Origin of the sequence: Streptomyces sp. NPDC097617 (assembly GCF_044761485.1) — a bacterium.
Lineage (GTDB): Bacteria > Actinomycetota > Actinomycetes > Streptomycetales > Streptomycetaceae > Streptomyces.
In genome coordinates this window covers 41,882-65,748 of the sequence record NZ_JBIWCL010000034.1, presented here as the reverse complement: position 1 = coordinate 65,748, position 23,867 = coordinate 41,882, and the positions used below count along the sequence as shown (strand labels likewise).

The 23,867-nt window shown below is 71.1% G+C and carries 21 protein-coding genes and 2 pseudogenes; 11 read left to right on the top strand and 12 right to left on the bottom strand.

Going from position 1 to position 23,867, the window contains the following annotated elements; all coding sequences use genetic code 11:
* Positions 1-15: 15 nt before the first annotated feature.
* The 3 genes from ACIQZO_RS36350 to ACIQZO_RS36340 are packed head-to-tail and all read left to right on the top strand — an operon-like array spanning position 16 to position 3,247.
* Positions 16-1,353 carry a sensor histidine kinase gene (locus ACIQZO_RS36350; RefSeq protein WP_403635020.1) on the top strand — a complete coding sequence of 446 codons (1,338 nt, stop codon included), beginning with the start codon at positions 16-18 and terminating at the stop codon, positions 1,351-1,353.
* Entirely contained in the window at positions 1,350-2,009 is a 660-nt protein-coding gene (locus ACIQZO_RS36345; RefSeq protein ID WP_403635018.1) for a response regulator, read from the top strand. Before ACIQZO_RS36350 ends, ACIQZO_RS36345 begins: the two co-directional genes overlap by 4 nt.
* Before the next feature lie 29 nt (positions 2,010-2,038).
* Positions 2,039-3,247, top strand: coding sequence for a cytochrome P450 (locus ACIQZO_RS36340; protein ID WP_403635016.1), 1,209 nt, complete (start codon positions 2,039-2,041; stop codon positions 3,245-3,247).
* A gap of 48 nt (positions 3,248-3,295) precedes the next feature.
* Here the strand turns inward: ACIQZO_RS36340 and ACIQZO_RS36335 are convergent.
* Positions 3,296-3,532 (bottom strand): annotated as a pseudogene (locus tag ACIQZO_RS36335) (ABC transporter permease); the annotation flags it as partial.
* A pseudogene (locus tag ACIQZO_RS36330) lies at positions 3,529-4,421 on the bottom strand (ATP-binding cassette domain-containing protein). The pseudogenes ACIQZO_RS36335 and ACIQZO_RS36330, both read right to left, overlap by 4 nt.
* An 84-nt stretch (positions 4,422-4,505) precedes the next feature.
* On the opposite strand from ACIQZO_RS36330, the gene ACIQZO_RS36325 reads away from it, so the two are divergent.
* The 4 genes from ACIQZO_RS36325 to ACIQZO_RS36310 all read left to right on the top strand — a co-directional run bounded on the left by ACIQZO_RS36325 (position 4,506) and on the right by ACIQZO_RS36310 (position 8,441).
* The gene (locus ACIQZO_RS36325) at positions 4,506-5,015 is read left to right on the top strand and encodes a GbsR/MarR family transcriptional regulator (protein ID WP_403635096.1); all 510 of its coding nucleotides are present in this window, start codon (positions 4,506-4,508) and stop codon (positions 5,013-5,015) included.
* Positions 5,016-5,109: 94 nt separating this feature from the next.
* A complete protein-coding gene (locus tag ACIQZO_RS36320; RefSeq protein WP_403635014.1) occupies positions 5,110-5,529 on the top strand; it encodes a helix-turn-helix domain-containing protein in 420 nt (139 codons plus the stop codon).
* Between the two features lie 10 nt (positions 5,530-5,539).
* Positions 5,540-5,956: a VOC family protein gene (locus tag ACIQZO_RS36315; protein ID WP_403635011.1), complete on the top strand. Its 417-nt coding sequence runs from the start codon at positions 5,540-5,542 to the stop codon at positions 5,954-5,956.
* A gap of 55 nt (positions 5,957-6,011) precedes the next feature.
* Positions 6,012-8,441, top strand: a complete 2,430-nt coding sequence (locus ACIQZO_RS36310; RefSeq protein WP_403635009.1) for an ATP-binding cassette domain-containing protein — start codon at positions 6,012-6,014, stop codon at positions 8,439-8,441.
* A gap of 104 nt (positions 8,442-8,545) precedes the next feature.
* Here ACIQZO_RS36310 and ACIQZO_RS36305 read toward each other — a convergent pair whose 3' ends face one another.
* Positions 8,546-9,376, bottom strand: a complete 831-nt coding sequence (locus tag ACIQZO_RS36305; RefSeq protein ID WP_403635094.1) for a diacylglycerol kinase — start codon at positions 9,374-9,376, stop codon at positions 8,546-8,548.
* 184 nt (positions 9,377-9,560) lie between these two features.
* On the opposite strand from ACIQZO_RS36305, the gene ACIQZO_RS36300 reads away from it, so the two are divergent.
* The 4 genes from ACIQZO_RS36300 to ACIQZO_RS36285 all read left to right on the top strand — a co-directional run bounded on the left by ACIQZO_RS36300 (position 9,561) and on the right by ACIQZO_RS36285 (position 13,569).
* The gene (locus tag ACIQZO_RS36300) at positions 9,561-10,844 is read left to right on the top strand and encodes an adenylosuccinate synthase (RefSeq protein WP_403635007.1); all 1,284 of its coding nucleotides are present in this window, start codon (positions 9,561-9,563) and stop codon (positions 10,842-10,844) included.
* 185 nt (positions 10,845-11,029) lie between these two features.
* Entirely contained in the window at positions 11,030-11,518 is a 489-nt protein-coding gene (locus ACIQZO_RS36295) for a carboxymuconolactone decarboxylase family protein (RefSeq protein ID WP_403635004.1), read from the top strand.
* Positions 11,519-11,700: 182 nt separating this feature from the next.
* Entirely contained in the window at positions 11,701-12,534 is an 834-nt protein-coding gene (locus ACIQZO_RS36290; RefSeq protein WP_403635001.1) for a PP2C family protein-serine/threonine phosphatase, read from the top strand.
* A 54-nt stretch (positions 12,535-12,588) separates the two neighbouring features.
* Positions 12,589-13,569: an MASE1 domain-containing protein gene (locus tag ACIQZO_RS36285; protein ID WP_403634999.1), complete on the top strand. Its 981-nt coding sequence runs from the start codon at positions 12,589-12,591 to the stop codon at positions 13,567-13,569.
* A 91-nt stretch (positions 13,570-13,660) separates the two neighbouring features.
* Here the strand turns inward: ACIQZO_RS36285 and ACIQZO_RS36280 are convergent, their stop codons facing one another.
* The 9 genes from ACIQZO_RS36280 to ACIQZO_RS36240 form a co-directional block, all read right to left on the bottom strand.
* Positions 13,661-15,334: a hypothetical protein gene (locus tag ACIQZO_RS36280; protein ID WP_403634996.1), complete on the bottom strand. Its 1,674-nt coding sequence runs from the start codon at positions 15,332-15,334 to the stop codon at positions 13,661-13,663.
* A 210-nt stretch (positions 15,335-15,544) separates the two neighbouring features.
* Positions 15,545-17,176: a hypothetical protein gene (locus ACIQZO_RS36275; protein WP_403634993.1), complete on the bottom strand. Its 1,632-nt coding sequence runs from the start codon at positions 17,174-17,176 to the stop codon at positions 15,545-15,547.
* 193 nt (positions 17,177-17,369) lie between these two features.
* Positions 17,370-18,248 (bottom strand): alpha/beta hydrolase, encoded by an 879-nt coding sequence (locus tag ACIQZO_RS36270; RefSeq protein WP_403634990.1) that lies wholly within the window; start codon positions 18,246-18,248, stop codon positions 17,370-17,372.
* A gap of 171 nt (positions 18,249-18,419) precedes the next feature.
* Positions 18,420-19,631, bottom strand: coding sequence for a kynureninase (gene kynU, locus ACIQZO_RS36265; protein WP_403634987.1), 1,212 nt, complete (start codon positions 19,629-19,631; stop codon positions 18,420-18,422).
* A complete protein-coding gene (locus ACIQZO_RS36260) occupies positions 19,624-20,478 on the bottom strand; it encodes a tryptophan 2,3-dioxygenase family protein (protein WP_403634985.1) in 855 nt (284 codons plus the stop codon). The genes kynU and ACIQZO_RS36260 overlap by 8 nt, the downstream gene beginning before the upstream one ends.
* A 166-nt stretch (positions 20,479-20,644) precedes the next feature.
* A complete protein-coding gene (locus ACIQZO_RS36255; RefSeq protein ID WP_403634982.1) occupies positions 20,645-21,058 on the bottom strand; it encodes a DUF3151 domain-containing protein in 414 nt (137 codons plus the stop codon).
* 192 nt (positions 21,059-21,250) lie between these two features.
* Positions 21,251-22,273 (bottom strand): class II fructose-bisphosphate aldolase, encoded by a 1,023-nt coding sequence (gene fbaA / locus ACIQZO_RS36250; RefSeq protein WP_403634981.1) that lies wholly within the window; start codon positions 22,271-22,273, stop codon positions 21,251-21,253.
* A 240-nt stretch (positions 22,274-22,513) separates the two neighbouring features.
* Positions 22,514-23,053 carry an orotate phosphoribosyltransferase gene (gene pyrE / locus ACIQZO_RS36245; RefSeq protein ID WP_403634978.1) on the bottom strand — a complete coding sequence of 180 codons (540 nt, stop codon included), beginning with the start codon at positions 23,051-23,053 and terminating at the stop codon, positions 22,514-22,516.
* Between the two features lie 21 nt (positions 23,054-23,074).
* Entirely contained in the window at positions 23,075-23,863 is a 789-nt protein-coding gene (locus tag ACIQZO_RS36240) for an aldose 1-epimerase (RefSeq protein ID WP_403634975.1), read from the bottom strand.
* Between the last annotated feature and the right edge of the window lie 4 nt (positions 23,864-23,867).

Below are 23,867 nucleotides of genomic sequence, written 5' to 3'. Positions count from 1 at the left end.
CCTACGGTGGTGTGTATGACCGAGACGACCACCGGGGGGACATCCCGGGCACCTGAGTTCCGACTGGCATCCGAGGTGATCGCGACCCTGCGCCGGGATCTCGTCACCGATGCCTTCGCCTACCGGCCGCTGCCGCCGGCGGATACCTCCGGGCCCTTCGTGCGCCGGCTTCCCGGGATGCTGCGTCGGTACGCGCCGTGGCGGCGGCATGCGGCGGTGGGGTTCCTGGCCTTCCTCGTCGGGACGATCTCGCTCAACACGCAGTCGGCCGCCTGGGGCGACCTGGGGCCGATCGCCATGACGATGCTGACGGCGGCGCCGGTCCTGATGACGCTGGTCCGGCCGGTCGGCGCGTGGTGGGCGGCCATAGCGATGACGGTGGTGACGGCCGGCATCGGCGGTGGCATCAACTGGCCCTGGACCGATGGCAGCTTCTTCTCGTACATCGTGGTCATGGTCCTCGTCACGCTGCGGACCGGGCCCCGGGTGGCGGCCTGGATGTGGACGCTCACCCTCGTGCTGGGAACCGGGATCTCCATCCTGTTCAACGGCCGCTGGGGATCGAACATGCCGGAGATGGCACTGACCTCGGCCTTCGCCCTGGTGATCGCCGGCAGCATCCAGATTCGCCGGCACGCGAAGGCGGAGGTGAGCGCGCAGCAGGAGGTGACGGCCGTCGAGCGGGACAAGCGGACGCTGCTGGAGGAGCGGACCACGATCGCGCGGGAGTTGCACGATGTGGTGGCCCACCACATGTCGGTGGTGGCCATCCAGGCGGAGGCCGCGCCGTACCGGGTGAAGAACCCGCCGCCGGAGCTGGAGGCGGCGTTCGTCACCATCCGGGAGAACGCGGTGGCGGCCCTGACCGAGCTGCGGCGGGTGCTGGGCGTGGTGCGGTCCGCGGACTACGAGGCCCCGGACGCCCCGCAGCCGACGCTGGCCTCGCTGGACGGGCTGCTGGCCAATGTGCGGGAGGCCGGGCTGAGCGTGGAGAAGACGATCACGGGAGCGGTGCGGGAGCTGCCGCAGGGCGTGGAGCTGTCGGCGTACCGGATCATCCAGGAGGCCCTGAGCAACACGCTGCGGCACGCGCCGGGAGCCGCGGCCGAGGTGGAGGTCTCCTACGTGCTGGGCGGTCTGGGGATACGGATCGTCAATGCCCCGTCGACCGGGGACGTGCGGCCCTCGCCGGGGGCCGGGCACGGGATCACCGGAATGCGGGAGCGGGTGGCCATGCTGGAGGGGGAGATGACGGCCGGCCGGACGGCCGCGGGCGGGTACGAGGTGGCGGTGTTCATACCGGTGCCCCACCGTGCGGAGTCGGCGTCGGAGCGGCAGGAGGGGACGGTATGACGATCAGAGTGTTGATCGTCGACGACCAGGTGATGGTCCGCGAGGGGTTCTCCGTCCTGCTGAACGCGATGGACGGCATCGAGGTGGTCGGCGAGGCGGTCGACGGCCGGGAGGCCATCGACCAGGTGGCGGCGCTGCGGCCCGACGTGGTGCTGATGGACATCCGGATGCCGCGGATGAATGGGCTGGAGGCCACACGGGAGATCGTGGCCGCCGACACGGACGCGAAGGTGCTGGTCCTGACGACCTTCGACCTCGACGAGTACGTGTACCAGGCGCTGCGGGCCGGGGCCTCCGGGTTCCTGCTCAAGGACGCGTCGGCCCGTCAGCTGGCCGACGGGGTCAGGGTGGTGGCGGCCGGGGAGGCCCTGCTGGCGCCCTCGGTGACCAAGCGGCTGATCGTGGAGTTCTCGAAGATCTCCGAGGCGCGCAAGCTCGCGGACCCGGCGGGTGTGGGGGAACTGACGGAGCGGGAGACGGAGGTGCTGGTGCTGATCGCGCAGGGGCTGTCCAACGCGGAGATAGCCGACCGGCTGGTCGTCGCGGAGTCCACCATCAAGACCCATGTGAGCCGGATCCTGGTGAAGCTGGGCCTGCGGGACCGGACGCAGGCGGCCGTGTACGCGTACGAGACCCGCTTGGTGACGCCCGCCTGATCGGGCCCGGCTGCCTTTAGGGTGCGGGGATGGGCTTTGATCCGTGGGATGCCGCATTCGTCGCCGATCCGTATCCGGCGTACCGGGAGTTGCGGGAGCAGGGGCGGGCCGTGTGGTGCGAGGCCACCGGGCAGTGGCTGGTGCCGCACTACGCCGATGTGAGTGCACTGCTGCGGGACCGGCGGCTGGGGCGGACCTACCTCCACCGGTTCTCGCACGAGGAGTTCGGGCGCGAGGCGCCGCCGCCGGAGCACGAGCCCTTCCATGTGCTCAACGGCAACGGCCTGCTGGACCTGGAGGATCCTGCCCACGCGCGGGTGCGCAGGCTGGTCGCGAAGGCCTTCACCCCGCGCACGGTGGAGCGGCTGGTGCCCGCCGTGCAGCGGCTGGCCGGGGAGTTGGTGGGGCGGCTGCGCGCGGACGGGGGCGGGGATCTGCTCAGCGTCGTCGCCGAGCCGCTTCCGGTGGCGGTGATCGCGGAGTTGCTGGGTGTGCCGGAGGCGGACCGGGGGTTGCTGCGGCCCTGGTCGGCGGATATCTGCGGGATGTTCGAACTCCGGCCGGACGAGGAGACGGCGCGGCGCGCGGTGCGGGCGAGCGTCGAGTTCAGCGCGTACCTGCGCGGGCTGATCGCCGAGCGGCGCACGCGCCCCGGTGAGGATTTGATCTCCGGGTTGATCGCCGCTCACGATGAGGACGGGCGGCTCAGCGAGCAGGAGATGATCTCCACCTGTGTGCTCCTGCTGAATGCCGGCCACGAGGCCACCGTGAACACGACCGTCAACGGGTGGTGGGCGCTGTTTCGCAATCCCGCGGAGCTCGCCGCGCTCCGTGCGAGCCGCGATCCCGAAAAGTTGTCCACAGCTGTGGATGAACTCATGCGGTACGACACTCCCCTCCAGATGTTCGAACGCTGGGTGCTCGACGACGTCCGGATCGGTGACACCGTCATCCCCCGCGGAGCCGAGATCGCACTGTTGTTCGGGTCGGCGAACCGGGATCCCGCGCGGTTCGCCGAGCCCGACGCGCTGGACCTCGTACGGGCGGACAATCCGCACCTGACCTTCGGGGCCGGGATCCACTACTGCCTCGGGGCGCCGCTGGCGCGGCGGGAGTTGGAGGCCTCGTTCGGGGCGCTGCTGGCGGACGGGGTGCCGCCACTGCGGCTCGTCGAGGAACCGCAGTGGCAGGACGGGTACGTCATCCGGGGGCTCAAGCAGCTGCTCGTGGAGTTCTAGGACCGGATCTCCACCGGGCGGGTCCTACGCGATCATGTCGCGGCGGCGCAGGGCGCCGAGGGAATCGTCGAAGACCGGTCCGTACAGGGCACGCATGGAGCTGTTGGCGTTCATCGAGGCGGCGGCCCGGGCGCGTTCGGCAGCGGTGGCGTACACGCTGCCCAGTGAGCCGGGCATGCTCACCACCAGGAGCGTGGTCGCCAGGACCCACACCGGCATCATCACGCGGTCGCGGCGCAGGGCGAGCCGCAGCAGGGTCCCGGTACCCGCCAGTCGGTCCGTCATCGGGACGCTTCTTCGGTGTAGTGGCGCAGGAAGAGCTCTTCGAGGGTGGGCGGGGTCGAGGTCAGCGACCGCACCCGGACGCGGTGAGGGAGCGCAGTACGGCGTCCAGCTTGTCGGTGTCGGCCTGGAGGCGGACCTTGAGCCCCCGCACCTCCACGTCGTGCACGCCCGGCAGGCGGGCCAGGCCGTTCGGCGGGGCGGCGAGCTCGGCGCTGATCGACGTACGGGTGAGGTGGCGGAGATCGGCGAGGGTGCCGCTCTCCACGGTGCGGCCCTTGCGGATGATGCTGACCCGGTCGCAGAGGGCCTCCACCTCGCTGAGGAGGTGCGAGCTGAGCAGGACGGTGCGCCCGGCGGCGCGGGCCTCGACGACGCAGACGCGGAAGACCTCCTCCATCAGCGGGTCGAGGCCGGAGGTCGGTTCGTCGAGGACGAGCAGTTCGGCGTCGGAGGCGAAGGCGGCGACGAGGGCGACCTTCTGCCGGTTGCCCTTGGAGTACGTACGCCCCTTCTTGGTGGGGTCCAGCTCGAACCGCTCGACGAGCTCGGCCCGCCGGGTCCGGTCGAGGCCGCCGCGAAGGCGCCCGTAGAGGTCTATGACCTCGCCGCCGGAGAGGTTGCGCCACAGGGTCACGTCCCCGGGGACGTAGGCGATGCGGCGGTGGAGGGGGACCGCGTCGGCCCAGGGGTCGCCGCCGAGGAGTTCGGCGGTGCCGGAGTCGGCGCGCAGCAGGCCCAGCAGGACCCGGATGGTGGTGGACTTGCCGGCGCCGTTGGGGCCGAGGAAGCCGTGGACCTCACCGGCGGCGACCGAGAGGTCGAGTCCGTCCAGGGCGCGGGTGCGGCCGAATGCCTTGTGGAGGCCGGCAACGCTGATTGCCTTCGCCATGCCTCCGAACGTACGCGGCTTTCACGAATTTGTGAAGTTTGGGAATCTCAAGAATCACGTAAAGTCAGGGAGGTGGCGGATGACATGGCGAGCGGGAACAGGAACGCGACGGAACCCGGCGCGCGGGACGGCGAGGCCGTCTCCCGCTTCGTCGAGCGGTTCGCCGCACAGCTGACCGAGGCCGGGATGCAGCGGATGGCCGCGCGCGTCTTCACACAGCTGCTGGCCAGCGACGGCGCCGCGATGACCTCGGCGGAACTGGGCGAGGCGCTGCGGATCAGCCCGGCCGCGGTGTCCGGCGCCGTGTCCTACCTGACCCAGGTCAACATGGTCAGCCGCGAGCGCGAACCGGGCTCCCGGCGCGACCGGTACGTCCTGCACAACGAGCTCTGGTACGAGACCTTCACGCGCCGCGACCAGGTCCTGACCTTGTGGGAGAAGACCCTGCGCGAGGGCGCGGCCACCCTCGGCACGGACTCGCCCGCCGGAGCGCGCGTCGCGGAGACGGCGGCCTTCTTCGCATTCATGCAGGGCGAGATGCTGGGCCTGATGGACCGCTGGCGGACCCACAAGGCGACGCTCGGCCTCGACTGACCGGCCGGGCCGGCCCGACCGGCCACCCCCTGATCGAATCCGGAAGCACCGATACCCGCAGACGGGTCGGCGCCCGCGTGCCATGCTGGAACGCATGAACCTGGAGGACCTGGTACGGCTGCGCCGCGCCCGGGACATGATGGACCGCGAGTACGCGGAACCGCTGGATGTCCAGGCGCTCGCGAACGTCGCCCTCATGTCGGCCGGTCACTTCTCCCGCAGCTTCCGCGCCGCCTTCGGGGAAACCCCGTACAGCTACCTCATGACCCGCCGTGTGGAGCGCGCGAAGGCGCTGCTGCGGCGCGGCGACATGAGCGTCACGGACGTCTGCTTCGCCGTCGGATGTACCTCGCTGGGGTCCTTCAGCTCGCGCTTCACCGAGCTCGTCGGCGAGACCCCGAGCGCCTACCGGGCCCGCGGCCACGAGGACGGCGCCGACATCCCGGCGTGCGTGGCCAAGATCTTCACGCGACCGGTCAGGATCGGAGAAGCGAAATCCACGCCCTCCTCGTAGCGTCGACGGCATGAACATCAACCTCTCGCAGTGCTTCATCGCCGTCGACGACCACGACAAGGCGCTCGCCTTCTACCGCGACGTCCTCGGCCTGGAGGTCCGCAACGACGTCGGGTTCGAGGGCATGCGCTGGGTGACTGTCGGCTCGCCCGCCCAGCCCGATGTGGAGATCGTCCTCGAACCGCCGCTCGCCGACCCCAATGCCTCCCCGGCCGACCGCCAGGCCATGGCGGAGCTGCTGGCCAAGGGCATGCTGCGCGGCGTGATCTTCTCCACCGACGACGTCGACGCCACCTTCGAACGCATCCGGGCCGCCGGCGGGGAGGTGCTGCAGGAGCCGGTCGACCAGCCGTACGGCGTCCGCGACTGCGCCTTCCGCGACCCGGCGGGCAACATGCTCCGCTTCAACCAGCCCCGCAAGCACTGAGGACCGACTGCCGCAGGAGTCCGCGCAGGCGGCCCGCCCCAGAGAGGGAGACACGATGAGCAGGGCCACCGAGCCGGACCGCCGGTCGACCGGGCGTCGGACAGCACAGGCACAGCAGCCGCAGACACCGCACGCCGCCGACAGCCACGGTCTGATCCGTGTGCACGGCGCGCGCGTGAACAACCTCAAGGACGTCAGCATCGAGATCCCCAAGCGCCGGCTGACGGTGTTCACGGGAGTCTCCGGTTCGGGCAAGAGCTCGCTGGTGTTCGACACGATCGCCGCCGAGTCCCAGCGGATGATCAACGAGACCTACAGCACCTTCGTACAGGGCTTCATGCCGACGCTGGCCCGCCCCGAGGTCGACGTACTCGACGGCCTGACCACCGCGATCACCGTCGACCAGCAGCGCATGGGCGGCGACCCCCGCTCCACGGTCGGCACCGCCACCGACGCCAACGCGATGCTGCGCATCCTCTTCAGCCGGCTCGGGAAGCCGCACATCGGCCCGCCCAGCGCTTACTCCTTCAACGTCGCCTCCGTCCGCGCCAGCGGCGGGATCACGGTCGAGCGCGGCGCCGAGAAGACCAGGACGGTGAAGGCGACCTTCTCCCGCACCGGCGGCATGTGCGTGCGCTGCGAGGGCCGGGGCGCGGTCTCCGACATCGACCTCGCCCAGCTCTACGACGACTCCAAGTCGCTCGCCGAGGGCGCCTTCACCATCCCCGGCTGGAAGTCCGACAGCTTCTGGACGGTACGGGTCTACGCCGAGTCGGGATTCCTCGACCCGAACAAGCCGATCGCGAAGTTCACCAAGAAGGAGATGCAGGACTTCCTCTACCGGGAGCCCACCAAGGTCAAGGTCGAGGGCGTCAACCTCACCTACGAGGGCCTCATCCCCAAGATCCAGAAGTCCTTCCTGTCCAAGGACAAGGAAGCGATGCAGCCCCACATCCGGGCCTTCGTGGAGCGCGCGGTCACCTTCGCCACCTGCCCCGAGTGCGAGGGCAGCCGGCTCAGCGAGGGCGCCCGGTCCTCCAAGATCAAGAAGATCGGCATCGCCGACGCCTGCGCGATGCAGATCAGCGATCTGGCCGAGTGGGTCCGCGGCCTCGCCGAGCCCTCGGTGGCCCCGCTGCTCACCGCCCTGCAGCTGACCCTCGACTCGTTCGTCGAGATCGGCCTCGGCTACCTCTCCCTCGACCGCGCCTCGGGCACCCTCTCCGGCGGCGAGGCGCAGCGCGTCAAGATGATCCGCCACCTCGGCTCCTCGCTCACCGACGTCACCTACGTCTTCGACGAGCCCACCATCGGCCTGCACCCGCACGACATCCAGCGCATGAACGACCTCCTGCTGCGGCTGCGCGACAAGGGCAACACCGTGCTCGTCGTGGAGCACAAGCCCGAGACCATCGCGATCGCCGACCACGTCGTCGACATCGGCCCCGGCGCGGGCACGGCGGGCGGCACCATCTGCTACGAGGGCACCGTCGAGGGACTGCGCTCCAGCGGCACCATCACCGGCCGCCACCTCGACGACCGGGCGAAGCTCAAGCCGTCGGTGCGCGAGTCCACGGGCGCGCTGGAGATCCGCGGCGCGAGCGCGAACAACCTGCGCGACGTCGACGTCGACATCCCGCTCGGCGTGCTCACGGTCGTCACCGGCGTCGCCGGTTCCGGCAAGAGCTCGCTGCTGCACAAGTCCCTCTCCCCGGATGCGGACGTGGTCTCGATCGACCAGGGCGCGATCCGCGGCTCGCGCCGGAGCAACCCGGCGACGTACACCGGGCTGCTCGACCCGATCCGCAAGGCCTTCGCCAAGGCCAACGGGGTGAAGCCGGCCCTGTTCAGCGCCAACTCCGAGGGTGCCTGCCCCAACTGCAACGGCGCCGGCGTCATCTACACCGACCTGGCGATGATGGCCGGGGTCACGACCACCTGCGAGGAGTGCGAGGGGAAGCGGTTCGAGGCCTCGGTGCTGGAGTACCACTTCGGCGGCCGCGACATCAGCGAGGTGCTCGCGATGTCGGTGACCGACGCCGTGGAGTTCTTCGGCGACGGTGAGGCGCACACCCCCGCCGCGCACCGCATCCTGACCCGGCTCGCCGACGTCGGGCTCGGCTATCTCAGCCTCGGCCAGCCGCTCACCACGCTGTCCGGCGGCGAGCGCCAACGGCTCAAGCTGGCCACCCACATGGCGGAGAAGGGCGGTGTCTACGTGCTCGACGAGCCGACCACCGGCCTGCACCTCGCCGACGTGGAGCAGCTGCTCGGCCTGCTCGACCGGCTGGTCGACTCCGGGAAGTCGGTCGTCGTGATCGAGCACCACCAGGCGGTCATGGCCCACGCCGACTGGATCATCGACCTGGGTCCCGGCGCCGGTCACGACGGCGGCCGGATCGTTTTCGAGGGCACCCCCGCCGACCTCGTGGCGGACCGCTCCACCCTCACCGCCGAGCACCTCGCGGCGTACGTCGGGGCCTGAGCCGCCGCCCGCACCCCGGGCCCTCCCGCCGGCGCCGCTGCGGTGGCAGGGGTCCGGGGTGCTGCCTGGCATGGTCGGCGACCGTACGGGCCCCGCCCCCGGCGCTACCGGGGCACGGTCAGGGTCCATGCCCCCGGGCGCAGGGTCCACGTACGGCGGCGGACCGGACCGGTCATCGCCGCGTCGGCGCGGTAGCGGAAGTCCGCGCCCGACACCGTCACCGTCTTCGCCCGGGCCGTGACCGTCGAGTCGGCCGCGCCGCCGCCGGTCCGGACCACGACCTCCGCCGGGCCGCCGTCGTCCCGCGTGCGAACCGAGACGTCCTCCACGGGCCGGTCCAGGTCGGCCAGCACCACCCCGTCGGCCTCGACCCGAAGCCGGTGCCGGCCCGTGCCCGAGCCGCCGGCCGCCACCACCGGGCGGACCAGCGTCCGCACCAGCGAACGGTAGGCGCTCCACACCGACGGCCCGGAGGGCCGCGGGACCCCCTGCACCGGCGGGATCCGCACCGCTCCCAGCACCACCCCGTCGCTGTCGTCGACCAGCAGGTCGCAGATCCGCACCGACCCGTCGAGCACCGTCCGGGCCGCGGCGACGGCCGAAAGGGGCACGCCGAGGGACCGCGCCAGCCCCAGCGACCCCACAGGGCCCACCGGAACCAGTGCCAGGGGTCCCTCGCCCAGCCCCCGCTCCCGGTGCAGCAGCCCCACGGTGCGCACCAGGGCCCGGTCGTCACCGACGATCACCAGCCGCCGATGACCCCGGCGGGCGAGAGCCCGCGCAAATTCCTCCTGCGAATCCGGGAGGCAGATTTTCGCTGCCGCGCCCGCTGACAACACATCCTTCGCGATCCGCACGGACTCGCCGTCAAGACGGCGGGCGACCGGGTCGACGAGCACGAGCAGACCGCCTACCGGCGCGCCCGCTTGGCTCATGGTGGGCTCTGGAGCCGACACCTCGGTCCTTCCTCGGGTAGCATCTTTGTGCAAGAGGCCCTTGCGCTATTGCGCCAGGGCCTTCGTCTATTCCGGGGTACCGGTCCGACGGCTCAGCCTGCGGTGTACATCGTCGTACGCCCCCTGACCTTGGACATGCCCCATCCGGAAGAGGTGTACGCCTGTGCCCGCTCTTGTGCTGCTCGGAGCTCAGTGGGGTGACGAGGGCAAGGGAAAGGCCACCGACCTGCTCGGTGGATCCGTTGACTATGTAGTGCGCTACCAGGGCGGCAACAATGCCGGCCACACGGTCGTCGTAGGCGACCAGAAGTACGCGCTGCACCTTCTCCCTTCCGGCATCCTCTCCCCCGGATGCACCCCGGTCATCGGTAACGGTGTCGTCGTCGACCCGGCCGTCCTGCTCTCCGAGCTGCGCGGCCTCAACGAGCGCGGCATCGACACCTCCAAGCTGCTCCTCAGCGGCAACGCGCACCTGATCACGCCGTACAACGTCACCCTCGACAAGGTCGGCGAGCGTTTCCTGGGCAAGCGCAAGATCGGTACGACCGGTCGCGGCATCGGCCCGACGTACGCGGACAAGATCAACCGCGTCGGCATCCGCGTCCAGGACCTCTACGACGAGTCGATCCTGGTCCAGAAGGTCGAGGCGGCGCTCGAGGGCAAGAACCAGCTCCTCGCGAAGCTGTACAACCGCCGTGCGATCGACGCCGCCCAGATCGTCGAGGAGATGCTCCAGTACGCGGAGCAGATCAAGCCGTACGTCGCCGACACCACCCTCATCCTCAACAACGCGCTGGACGAGGACAAGGTCGTGCTGTTCGAGGGCGGCCAGGGCACGCTGCTCGACGTCGACCACGGCACCTATCCCTTCGTCACCTCGTCCAACCCGACCGCCGGCGGCGCCTGCACCGGCACCGGCGTGGGCCCGACGAAGATCAGCCGTGTCATCGGCATCCTCAAGGCCTACACGACCCGAGTCGGCGCGGGCCCGTTCCCGACCGAGCTGTTCGACCAGGACGGCGAGGACCTGCGCCGCATCGGCGGCGAGCGCGGCGTGACCACCGGACGTGACCGCCGCTGCGGTTGGTTCGACGCGCCGATCGCACGTTACGCCACCCGTGTGAACGGCCTCACCGACTTCTTCCTCACCAAGCTGGACGTACTGACCGGCTGGGAGCAGATCCCGGTCTGCGTCGCGTACGAGATCGACGGCAAGCGCGTCGAGGAGCTGCCGTACTCGCAGACGGACTTCCACCACGCGAAGCCGATCTACGAAAACCTCCCCGGCTGGTCCGAGGACATCACCAAGGCCAAGACCTTCGACGAGCTGCCGGCGAACGCACGGGCGTACGTCAAGGCCCTGGAGGAGATGTCGGGCGCCCCGATCTCCGCGATCGGCGTCGGCCCCGGCCGCACCGAGACGATCGAGATCAACTCGTTCCTCTAGGCCCTGACCCCGAAGGGGCGGCAGGCGCACCCGCGCCCGCCGCCCCTTCGGCGTTCCGGGGACCGCGCGCAGGGGCCCGGAAGATTTTCCCGCCCTCCGTCACATCCGTGCGCGCCCGTCCGTCAGTGCTGTGTGGACCCCGATCGGGGCACCGAACCGGGAACACCGACCGAAGGACAGCAGCCATGACGAGCACCTCCCTCTCGCGGATGCCCGACCCGGCCGAGTTCGTCCCCGAGCTGAACGACATCAGCGCGGCCCTCTTCCGGGCCACCGGCAACCGCTCGGTGCCGCGGACCACGATGAGCCTGGTCCACCTGCGGGCCGGGCAGATCGTCGGCAACACCTACCTGACCATCCTGAACACGGGATTCCTGCGCAGGGCCGGGGAGTCCGAGGAGCGCATCAACGCCGTCTCCTCCTGGCAGGACGCCCCTTACTTCACGGACGCCGAGCGCGCCGCCCTCGCCCTGGTGGAGGCCACCCTCCAGGGCGCCCCGCACGGGCGGGAGCGGGTCAGCGACGAGCTGTACGCCGAGGTAGCCGCGCACTACGACGAGAAGGCCCTGGCCACCCTCACGATCGCGATCGGGCAGATCAACTTCTTCATCGCCCTGGCGGTCCTCGGCAAGCCGCAGCCGATCGCCTCGCTGGCCGACGAGCAGTGGGACTGAGCCCCCGCAGGGTGATCCCGGCCCCGGCAGGGCGTGAGCCCGCCCCCGGCTGAGCCCGGGACCGCCCCCGGGGCGGGCCGGGTCTCGGCGGGCGGGTTCCGGGTAGGCGGAAATATGATGTGCACGGGCTTTTCGCGCAGCGGAAGCAGGGACGGACGGATGGATGCACCTCGGAGCGTTCCGTGAGTCCTCGCCGTGCCCCGCGGGCGGCCAGCGCCGACCTGCTCAGCACCCTCGGGCGGCTCGCCGACCAGGCCCGCCGCGGGGTGGAGCTGCAGCAGGCCCGGGTGGACCTGGCCGAGGCGCTGCAGAGCGAGATGCTCCCGGCGTCGCTGCCCGCGCTGCCGGGCCTGCGCTCCGCCGCCCGGTACTCGCCGGCCCGGCACGGCCTGGACATCGGCGGCGACTGGTACGACGGCTTCAAGCTGCCCGAGGGCGCACTCGCCTTCTGCATCGGCGACGTCCAGGGGCACGACGTGGAGGCGGCCGCCTTCATGGGGCAGGTGCGGATCTGCCTGCGCGCCGTGGCCGCCGTCGTCGTCGATCCGGGCGAGGTGCTGAGCCGGGCCAACGAGGTACTGCTCTCCATGGACCGCGAGCTCTTCGCGACCTGCAGCCTGCTCCGCTTCGATCCGCAGACCCGGGAGCTGGAGACGGCGCGGGCCGGCCACGTTCCGGCGGTCTGGGCCACCGTGGACGGCGAGTACGGCATCGCCGAGGACGACGGCGGCCTGCCGCTGAACCTGATGCCCGGCTCGGGGTACGCGGTGACCCGGCGCCGGCTGACGAAGGCCGGGTCGATCGTCCTGCTCACCGACGGGGTGGTCGAGGGCCCGCAGTTCCCGATCGAGGTGGGACTGGAGCGGGTGGCCAAGGTGGTGCGGGAGGCGGCGGGCACCGATCCGGGCGAGCTGGCCGCCGAGGTGATGAAGGTGGCCGACTCCACCGGCCACGCCGACGACGCCGCCGTGCTCGTCCTCAGCCACGACGCGGCCGGGCCCGGTAACGGTCGGTAGCGCACCGTAGCGCGTGTCACGGCCCGGCCGGGCGCCGGGCTGTTGTCTGATGCTGTGGTGCGCACCGAGGGATGGCGACGTCTGCCCGCAGCTCTGCTGCCGATCCTCGCCGTCGCGCTCGCCTACTACGCGGGCGGACTGATCGGCCTGTACCAGCGCGTGGTCGTCAACGGCGCGGAGGTCACGCCCCTGTGGCTGCCGACCGGCGTCGCGGTGGCCGCCCTGCTCTGGCTGGGCCCACGGGTCTGGCCGGGGATCGCGCTCGGTACGTACCTCACCATCGAGCGGATCACTGATTTCGACCCGCCCGGCCTGATCATCGTCGCGGGGAACGTCCTCGCCCCGGTGTGCGCGTACCTGATGCTGCGCCGGGCGGACTTCCGCGTCGAGCTGGACCGGCTGCGGGACGCCCTGGCGCTGGTCTTCCTGGGCGGTCTGCTGCCCATGCTGATCAGCGCCACGATCGGCACGTGGACGCTGGTGCTGACCGGCGACCTGCCGATGGCGCAGTTCTGGCCGGTCTGGACGGCCTGGTGGGCCGGGGACGCGATGGGCGTGCTGGTACTGACTCCGCTGCTGCTCGTCCTGCGCAGGGTCACGGTGGCCCGGCTGCCCCAGGGCGCCTACCGGGCGGTCGAGGCGACGGCCCTGGCGCTCTGCACCGTCGGCGCCACCCTCGTGGCCACCCGGAGCACCCTCTCGCTGCTGTTCCTCGTGTTCCCGCTGATCATCTGGGCGGCCGTGCGCTTCCAGCTCGCCGGGAGCGCGCCGGTCACCCTGCTGGTATCGGTCCTGACGATCTCGGCGGCGACCGACCACACCGGGCCGTTCACCGACCACACCCTCCTGGAAATCATGATCAACCTCCAGGCGCTCAACGGCGCGGCGGCCCTGACCGGGCTGCTGCTGGCGGCTCTGGTCACCGAGCAGAACAACGTGCGCCTGAAGATCGAGCAGGTCTGCGAGGACCTGGCCGAACTGGTGGCCAACCTGGCCCCGGGAAAACGGGACCGCTGGACCGGGCCGGACGGCTGAGGGCGCCCGCGAAGGCCGGGGCGCTCCCCGGGCCGGCGGACACGCGAAGGCGCCCCGGGACAGGATCCCGGGGCGCCCTGGTGCGGAGGGACTAGTTGGTCTCGTAGTAACCGAAGAAGTCGACGACCAGGTCGGTGGTCGCCCACTCCTCCCAGCTCTGGTTGAAGAAGTCGACGATGCCGTTCTCGCCGGAGCTCGCCTGGACCAGGTTCGCGACGGTCCGGCCCTTCCCGAGCCAGTTCAGGGTCGAGGAGCCCGGTGCCTCGACCGGCTCGGTCGTACCGTTGCGGTAGTCCTCGAGCGAGTTCGGGTCCGGGGCGACCGAGAGGAAGCCGCTGTTGGCGGTGTTGGTGACCGTGGCGTTCAGCACGTAGCCCGAGACGCCGTCGTCCGCGGCGCTGGGGGAGAAGATCACGGGCAGGAAGTAGCCGCCGGGGATCGCACCGTGGTACGGGTCCTGCGGCTCACGCGTGTCCAGCCGGCGGAACGGGGCGACCGGGACGAACGCGCCCTTGCTGTCCGGGCTGTAGTAGCCGACCACGTCGACGACGACGTCCGCGCCGGCGTAGGCGCCGTTGCGGAAGCTGACCTTGCCGTCCTTGCCGACCGGCACGATCACCGAGTTGGCGATGGTCTGACCGGCACCGAAGTTCAGGCTGGAGGTGTCCGGCGCCGCCTGGCCGCTCGGGAAGACGGTCAGGTGACCGTACTTGCCCGGGTTGGTGACGGTGACGTTCAGCGCGACGGCGGTGGTGCCCTGGGGCACACCGCGCAGGCCGTTGATCTGCGTGCTGAAGGTCGTCTGGCCGGCCAGCTGGCCCCGGGAGGTGCCGAGGCCCTCGCGGGTGTCGACGAAGCGGGCCGGGGTCATCGGCGTGTAGCCGCTGGACGCCTTCGGTGTGAAGTAGCCGCTGACGTCGGCGATCAGGTGGGTCGCAGAGCCCCAGCTGCCGTTGTACAGGTCGACGTAGCCGTTCTTGCCGACCGGCACGATCACCTGGTTCGGGACGGTCTGACCGGCCACCCAGTTGACATTCGACGTGATCGGGCGCTCGCCGCCCTCCGGGAAGGCGGTGACGAAGCCGGAGTTGTTGGTCTCGGTGGCGGTCACGTTGAGGACGACCGCGGTGACCCCCTCGGGGATGCCGGCGTTGCCGCCGACCTTCACCCGGGCGGTGCCGGAGGGCAGCACGATGCCCTGGGGCCCGCCGATGCCGGTCCGGGTGTCCAGGAGGCGCGTGGGCGCGACCGGGGTGAACTCCGACCCCGCGGTGCCGTATTCCAGGTTGTTGACGACCTCGACCGCGTTCGCGGCGTCCGTCACCGTGACCTTGATGTTGTACTCGCCCAGCTCCGCGTAGGCGTGCTGGTGCGTCACCGGGCCGGCGCCGGAGGCGGCGACGACGTCCTTCCTGCCGTCGCCCCACTCGACGGTGACGGTCAGCGACGCGGTCTCGCTGATGAGGTCGGTCACCAGTTCCACGCCGTGGGCGCTCTTGCTGGTGGCCGACAGGACCATGTTCAGGTCCGGGTTGCCCGCGGCGGCGGCTGCCTTCCCCTTGGCAGCCGGCAGCGCCTTGCGGACCGACTTCTCCGCCGGGCTCTTGAAGGTCTTGAAGTTCGACGCCGCGGCCTTGCCGAGGTCGAGCTTCGGCGCCGAGACGGGCGGCGGCGAGACGGGCTCGGCCGCCTGCGCCATACCCGGAACGAGACCGATCGTGGCCGCGATGACGGCAACGGAAATTACGAGACGGCGACTGCGCACCGGCCCCCCCATTTTTTTGAACGCGCTCAGTATTGAGCCTCCAGAGTACACAGATCTTCCTGGAGCGATCAGTAATTTACATACAAGCGCGGGGAGTTGGCGTGATTCTGTCCGGCAGTGAGCACATTGCCCTCTTCGGCCCCGGTGCGCCAACGGGTGGGAGGGGCGGCACGCTCTCGCGCACCGCCCTCCCACCCGTTCACCGGCGCATCAGTCGTTCTCGTAGACGCCGAAGATGTCGACGACCAGGTCCGCGTCCTTCCAGCCCTGGTTCCAGAAATTGATGATGCCGTGCTCACCGGCGCTCGCCTGCACCAGGTTCGGAACGGTCCTGCCGGCCGTCCAGTTCAGCGTGGAGGCGCCGGGACGCGGCGGCTCGGGCGCGTTCGGGTCGTCGTTCACCAGCCACGGGAAGGGGCTCGGCGCCACCGAGAGGAAGCCGGAGTCCGCCGTCTCGGTGACGGTGGTGTTCAGGACGTACGCCTCGTCGCCCTGCGCCTCGCCGGTGACCCACTGCGAGATGTGGCCGCGGGCCGGCAGGCGGCCGCCCGGCCACCAGCCGCCCGGGTCGCGGGTGTCGAGCATCCGGCGCGGCGTGAACGGCACGAAGGCGGCCTTGCTGTCCTTGCTGTAGTAGCCGACCACGTCGACCACGACGTCGGTCGGACCCCAGGCACCGTTGAACACGCTGATCTCGCCGTTGGCGGAGACCGGCACGATCACCGAGTTCGCGATGGTCCGACCGGCCGCGAAGTTCAGGTTGGACGCCGTCGGGACCGGACCCCCGGCCGGGAAGACGGACAGGTGACCGAGCTGCTGCGGGTTGGTCACCGTCACGTTCAGCGCCACGGCCGTGATGCCCTTCGGCACACCGCGCAGGCCGCCGATCTGCGTGGTGAACACACCCTGCCCGGCGAGCTGCCACTTGGGCGCGCCGAGGCCCTCACGGGTGTCGACGAAGCGCACCGGGTCCAGCGAGGTGTATCCGCTGGACGGGGTGCGGGTGAAGTAGCCCGTGACGTCGGCGATCAGGTCGACGGCGCCCCAGCCCGCGTTGTAGAGCTCCACGTAGCCGTCGGTGCCCACCGGCACGATCACCAGGTTCGGGACGGACTGACCGCCCACGTAGTTGATGTTCGAGGTGTCGGGCCGCTCCGTGCCCTTGCCCGGCCACGCCGTGATGTGCCCGGCGATGGAGGTGTTGGTGACCGTGACGTTGAGGGCGACCGCCCTGACCTCGCCGGGGATCTCGGCGTTGCCCGCCACCTTCACTCGGGTCGTGCCGCGCGCCGCGACCTTGCCCGCCGTGGTGCCTGTTCCGTTGCGCGTGTCCAGCAGCCGGGTCGGGGCGTGCGGGGTGAACTCGGAACCGATGGTCATGATCATGATGTCGTTGGAGCCTGCGATGGCGTTGGCGACGTCGGTGGCCGTCACCTTGACCTTGTACTCGCCGACCTCGGCGTAGGTGTGGCGGTGGAAGAGCTCGCCGGAGCCCTTGATCGTCGTCTTCTCCGTCGTGCCGTCGCCCCAGTCGACGACGACATCGAGTACGGAGTCCGGACCCGTGATCTTGGAAGTGACCTCGAGCCCGTGCGCGGTGTGGCTCCGGGCGTCGATCCCCACCGACACCCCCTGGTGGTCCCCCGCGACCTTGTTCCCGCCGGTGGGCAGCCCCGTGCGGACCGTACGGCCGGCGGGGCTGCTGAACGTCTCGCGTGCGGATGCCCCGGCCTTCGCCGCACCGGGCGAGGCGACGGGCTTGGTCGGCCCGGTCGGCCCCTCTGCGGCCGAAGCCGTGCCCGGGATGACACCGAGACCCGCCGCCACGAGGGCAGCGGTCATTACGAGTCGGCGATTGCGCACCGGCCCCCCATTTTTTCATTTTTGAACGCGATCAGAGCAAACATGATCAGCGTACACATGGATCAAGCCACCCCTACGCCGACTTTCGGGCCGGACCAGGGGGCGGGTCAGAGGGCGGGTCAGGGGGCGGCCGGGGCCGGATCGTGGAGGCGGGCCGGGGGACGGCTCGGCTCTACCAGGCCAGCTGCGAGATCTCCTCGGCGACCACCGCGCACGCGTCCGCCGCCGGGTCGATCAGCGGGAAGTGACCGACCGCGTCCAGCAGCGTCAGCCCCACCGTCTCCCCCGCCTGGGCGGCCGCCGCCACATACGCCTCGGCCACCTGCTGCGGCACCACGATGTCGTCCCGGCCCTGGACCACCGCCGTGGCGATCCCGGTCGGCAGCAGCGCCGCCGGATCGGCGCACGGCAGCCGCTCCTCCCAGTGGTCCGCCCCGCCCAGCAGCTGCGCGCTCGCGCCGCCGCACACACCCAGCTCCTCCGCGACCGCGAAGTCCGCGATCGGGGCCAGCGCCACCACACCGCGCAGCTTCGGCGGGGCGGGCAACCGCCACGGGGAGTCGTACGGGAGCACGTGCCGGGCCGCGGCCCACAGTGCGAGGTGACCGCCCGCCGAGTGGCCGGTGACGACCGTGCGGCGGACGTCGGCCTGCGGGAGGGCGGCGGACGCCAGCGCCGGAAGGGCGTCCATCGCGGCGGCGACGTCGTCGAAGGTCTCCGGCCAGCGCCCTGCGACCGGCCCCTCCGCGTTCTGGTGCGGCAGGGAACTACCGCGCCGGTACTCGACATTGGCGACGGCGAAACCCCGCCGGGCCAGGAAGTCCGCGAAGGGTGTGACGTGCTGCCGGTCGTACGGGGCCCGCCACGCGCCGCCGTGCAGCAGCACCACCAGCGGGGCCGGTCCCCGGGTCTCGCCGCGCGGGGCGTAGAAGTCGACGACGTGGTCGGGGTGTTCCCCGTACGCGGCGGTCACGTCCGGCGCCACGGCCGGGTGGGCGAAGGCCGAGGCGGCCTCCGCGGCGTCCCGTTCCACTGCGGCGGGGTCCGTCATCGGCTCAACCTCTCGGTAACGCGTGGGACAGCGGGGACAGATGTTCCGGTGATCCGGCAGAGCGGGACCGTATCAGTCCGGAACAGGCCGTTCCGTGCGGGGCCCGGAATATGACCGGGCGGACGGAGCCGTAGCCCCGCCCGCCCGGTGATGTGACGTTTCGCTACCGAGTCACCCGAAAATGTGACCCAGTGTGCGTGCGGCACGCTCGGCGTCGGCGAAACCGACGTAGAGCGGGGTGAAGCCGAAGCGCAGGACGTCGGGCGCGCGGAAGTCGCCGATGACGCCCCGGGAGATGAGCTCGCCCATGACCTCGCGGGCGTTCTCGGTCCGCAGCGAGATCTGGCTGCCGCGGCGCTCGTGCTGGTCCGGGGTCACCGACTCGACCCGGCCGTGCGGGACGTACGCGGCCACGCAGGCGAGGAAGAAGTCGGTCAGGGCGAGGGACTTGGCCCGTACGTCTTCGACGGACACCCCGTCCCAGGCGTCGAGCGCCGACTCCAGGGCCAGCATGGACAGGATGTCCGGCGTGCCGACGCGACCGCGGGTCGCGCCCTCGGCCGCCTCGAAGGCCGGGGTCATCGCGAAGGGGTCCGCGTGACCGTTCCAGCCCGGGAGCGGGGAGTCGAAGCCGGCCTGGTGGCGGTCGGCGATGTACAGGTACGCGGGCGCGCCGGGGCCGCCGTTGAGGTACTTGTACGTGCAGCCCACCGCGAGGTCGACGCCGTGCTCGTCCACGCCGACCGGGAGGGCCCCGGCGGAGTGGCACAGGTCCCAGACCGTGACCGCCCCGGCGGCGCGGGCCGCCGCGGTGAGGGCGGGGAGGTCGTGGAGCCGTCCGCTGCGGTAGTCGACGTGGTTGAGGAGGACCACGGCGGTGTCCGCGTCCATCGCCCCGGCCGCGTGCGAGGGGTCCACCGGGACGACGGTCAGACCCGTCATCCGGGCCGCCGACTGCGCGATGTAGCCGTCGGTGGGGAAGGTCGCGGCGTCGACCAGCAGCCTGGTCCGGCCGGGGGCCGCGAGACGGGCGGCGCCTACCAGGGCCTTGAAGAGGTTGACGCTGGTGGAGTCGCCGACGACCACCTGGCCGGGGGCCGCGCCGATGAGCGGGGCCAGCTTGTCGCCGATCCGCTCGGGCGCCGTCCACCAGCCGCTCTCGTCCCAGGACCGGATGAGGAGCTCGCCCCACTGCCGGGCGACCACGTCGGCGGTGGTGTGCGCGACACCGGCCGGCAGGGCGCCGAGGGAGTTGCCGTCGAGGTAGACGACCCCGTCGGGGAGGGTGAAGCGCTCGCGGAGCTTCGCGAGCCCGTCGGCGGCGTCCAGCGCGGCCGCGCGGCCGCGCAGGTCCGCCGCTGTGCCCGTGGAGTCGTCAGACATAGCTGCGCGCCGTCCAGAGCTCCGGGAAGACGTTCTTCGTGGCGCGCTTCTCCAGCCAGGTCACGCCGGCCGAGCCGCCCGTGCCGGTCTTCGCGCCCATGGCGCGGCGGGTGGCGACCAGGTGGTCGTTGCGCCAGCGCCAGACGAGCTCGGCGACATCGGTGAGGACCTCGCCGAGGCGGTGCAGGTCCAGGGTCTCGTTGTCGTCCGGGGCGGCGTACAGGCCCGTCCAGACGGCCTCGACCTCGGCCGAGGGCTCGTAGCGCTGCGACAGGTCGCGGTCCAGGACGGCGTTGGGGACCGGCAGCCCGCGGCGGGCGAGCAGGCGCAGCACCTCGTCGTAGAGGCTGGGCTCCTGCAGGGCCTTCTCCAGCTCCGCGTGAACGCGCGGGGCGCCCCGGTGCGGGACCAGCATGGAGGCGGACTTCTCGCCGAGCAGGAACTCCATCCGGCGGTACATCGCCGACTGGAAACCGGAACCTTCGCCGAGGGCGGCGCGGTAGGCGTTGAACTGGCCCGGGGTGAGCTGCGCCAGCGGGCGCCAGGAGGCGTTGAGGGCCTCCAGCTCGCGGAGTGAACGTTTCAGCGCATCCATCGCGACCGGGATGCGGTCCTCGCGCAGGGCCGTCGCGGCGGTCTCCCACTCATGGACGATGACCGTGAACCACAGCTCCATGACCTGGGTCGTGACCAGGAAGACCATCTCGCCCGGGTCGTCCGAGCGCAGGTGCTGGAGGTGGGTGAGGACGTCCGCCTGGACGTAGTCCTCGTACGGGGTAGTGCCGTCGAAGTCGAGGTTCGGGGTGTCCGACCCGCCGACTCCGGAGGCATCAAGGGTTTTCGACATCGCTGTCTCCTCGACACGTGCTTCCGGGTAGCGGTCCGCCCCTTCCGTGAGGTGAGTGGAGCCCCGGTCCCCTGCCCGCATCATAGGACCCCGTCGCGCCGGCGCTCCAGCGGAGAGTGACGCAGACCACACAATTTCGGTCGGTGTCACTCCCCGCCGTACGGACTCAGGCGCTCAGCGTGTCCGCCGCCGTCGGGGAGGAGTCCCGCAGGAAGGTCGAGCAGCGCGCGTACTCCTCCTTCTCGCCGATCTCCCCGGCCGCGCGGGCCAGGGCGTGCAGGGCGCGCAGGAAGCCGCGGTTCGGCTCGTGCTCCCACGGGACCGGGCCGTGGCCCTTCCACCCGGCGCGGCGCAGGGCGTCGAGGCCGCGGTGGTAACCCGTACGGGCATAGGCGTACGACTCGACCGTGTTGCCGGCGGCGAAGGCCTCGTCGGCGAGGATCGCCCAGGCGAGGGAGGACGTGGGGTGCGCGGCCGCCACCTCGACGGCGGGGGTGCCGGCGGCGATGGCCTCGCGGCCCGGCTCGTCGGGCAGGTGGGTGGGGGCGGGGCCCCCGAGCAGGTTCTGGTGAATGGACATGCCCCCAGTCTGCCGGGCCGCCGGCGCCGGGTTGAGCGGTGGTGCGCCGCGTCCCCGTACGGACGGGACGGATCCGGGGCGGATGAGCCCGAAGCGGGCGCCGCGGCCCGGCGCGTCGGGGGCGAACGCCGAAGGGCCCGGCCTCCGTCCTGGGACGGGGCCGGGCCCGGTGGTGCGGCTCGCTGAGGCCGACTACTTCAGCTTGGTGCCCGTGGAGCGCAGGTTCGCGCACGCCTCGGCGACGCGCGCGGCCATGCCCGCCTCGGCGGCCTTGCCCCAGGTGCGGGGGTCGTACTTGGACTTCGTACCGACCTCGCCGTCGACCTTCAGGACGCCGGCGTAGTTGCTGAACATGTGGTCCACAACCGGACGGGTGAAGGCGTACTGGGTGTCGGTGTCGAGGTTCATCTTCACGACGCCGTTCTCCAGCGCGGTGGCGATCTCCTCGGCCGAGGAGCCCGAGCCGCCGTGGAAGACGAAGTCGAACGGTGAGGCCTTGCCGTACTTCTCGGCGACACCGGCCTGGAGGTCCTTGAGGAGCTCGGGGCGCAGGACGACGTTGCCCGGCTTGTACACGCCGTGGACGTTGCCGAAGGACGCGGCCAGCAGGTAGCGGCCCTTCTCGCCCAGGCCGAGGGCCTCGGCGGTGCGGATCGCGTCGTCGACGGTGGTGTAGAGCTCGTCGTTGATCTCGTGGCTGACGCCGTCCTCCTCGCCACCGGTCGGGGTGATCTCGACCTCAAGGATGATCTTGGCGGCGACGGCCTTGGCGAGCAGCTCCTGGCCGATGGCCAGGTTGTCGGCCAGGGTCTCGGCGGAACCGTCCCACATGTGCGACTGGAAGAGCGGGTTCAGACCGCGGGCCACGCGCTCGGCGGAGATGTCGAGCAGCGGACGTACGTAGCCGTCCAGCTTGTCCTTCGGGCAGTGGTCCGTGTGCAGGGCGACGGTGATGTCGTACTTGGCGGCCACGATGTGCGCGAACTCGGCCAGGGCGACGGCGCCGGTGACCATGTCCTTGCTGTGCTGGCCACCCAGGAACTCCGCACCACCGGTGGAGATCTGGATGATGCCGTCGCTCTCGGCCTCCGCGAAGCCGCGCAGGGCAGCGTGCAGGGTCTGGGAGGAGGTCACGTTGATGGCCGGGTAGGCGAACTTGCCTGCCTTCGCCCGGTCGAGCATCTCGTTGTAGACCTCGGGGGTTGCGATGGGCATCTGCCGGCTCCTTGAATGTGCGGGGAGTGTGCTTATTGCGGGCCCTGACCTGGGGGCGACGTCATCGTCGCGCCTATCCTTCCAGACTCGGCGCGGGGGTCCAGACCGCCGGTCTCACGTGGTGGGCGAACGGCCCGGGATGTTTCACGTGAAACATCCCGGGCCGCCGGATTCTGCCAGGTCAGGCCACTCCCATGGGCGGCCGAGGACCTTCTTCACCAATTCGCGCGGTGGCCGGACCTAGGACAGGCCGAGGTCCCCGAGGAGGTATCCGGTGAGGTAGGGCAGCCCGGCCGCGGCGATCGCGTCGGCCGCACCACGGTCGACGATCGTCGCGACGGCGACGACCTCGCCGCCGGCCTCCCGGACCGCCTCGACGGCGGTCAGCGGGGACCCGCCGGTGGTCGAGGTGTCCTCGACCACCAGGCAGCGCTTGCCCTTCACATCGGTGCCCTCGATGCGGCGCTGCATGCCGTGGGCCTTCTGCGCCTTGCGGACGACGAAGGCGTCCAGGCTCCGGCCGCGCGCGGCGGAGGCGTGCAGCATCGAGGTCGCGACCGGGTCGGCGCCCAGGGTCAGACCGCCGACACAGTCGAATTCGAGCTCGGCGGTGAGGTCGAGCATGACCTGACCGACCAGCGGGGCCGCCTCGCCGTCGAGGGTGATCCGGCGGAGGTCGATGTAGTAGTCGGCCTCGCGACCGGAGGAGAGGGTCACCTTGCCGTGCACGACGGCCTTGTCCTTGATCTGCTGCAGAAGCGCATCGCGTACATCACTCATGTCCCTGAGCTTAGAGGCGGCCTAGCCGAGGCGACGCCAGGTCCAGGTGGTGGATACCTCCAGCGGATCCACCGGCGTGACCAGGCGCGGGAGGGTGTTCAGCCCGTTCGGCGGGCCCGACTGGGGCTCCACGCACACGGACTCGGGCTCCTCGTCGTAGATGACCACCCATTCGGCCCGGCTGGTGACCCGCAGTTCGAGGGCGCCCGGCCAGGTGAGGGTGACGTCGACGCCGTGCGGCATGCCGAAGCAGTCGTCCCAGGGGCGGGGCTTCGGGTCGATGCGCCTGCCGGTGGGGATGTGGTCCTCGCCGCGCTCCTCCTGCCATCCGGGCTCGAAGGCGACCTCCGCGTCCGGGCCGCCGGTCCCGAGGTTGCGCAGGAACCAGGGGTGCCAGCCGACCTGGGCCGGGAAGGAGTCCCCGTACGTCTCGACGCCCATGGTGAGGGTCAGCGAGTCCTCGGCGAGCGCGACGACCTGTGTCACCCGGCCGGGGTAGGGCCACGGTTCGGCGAGGTCGTAGGCGAAGGCGGCCTCGGTGGTGGCGGCGCCGGCCGGGCGCCAGGGCGCATCGCGGGCGAAGCCGTGGAGCGCGTGGGGCGGGTGGTTGAGCGGCATCTGGTGGACGTTCGCGCCGTCGCGGAACTGTCCGTTCGCGGTCCGGCCGCACCAGGGGACCATCGGGAAGGCCCCGTACCTCGGCCCCTGGCGCAGCAGTTCCGTCCCGTCGATGCGCAGGCTGCTGATCCGGCAGCCGTTCTCCTGGTCGACCGTCACCTCGGCGCCGCCGGCGCTCAGTTGCGTACTCATGCGC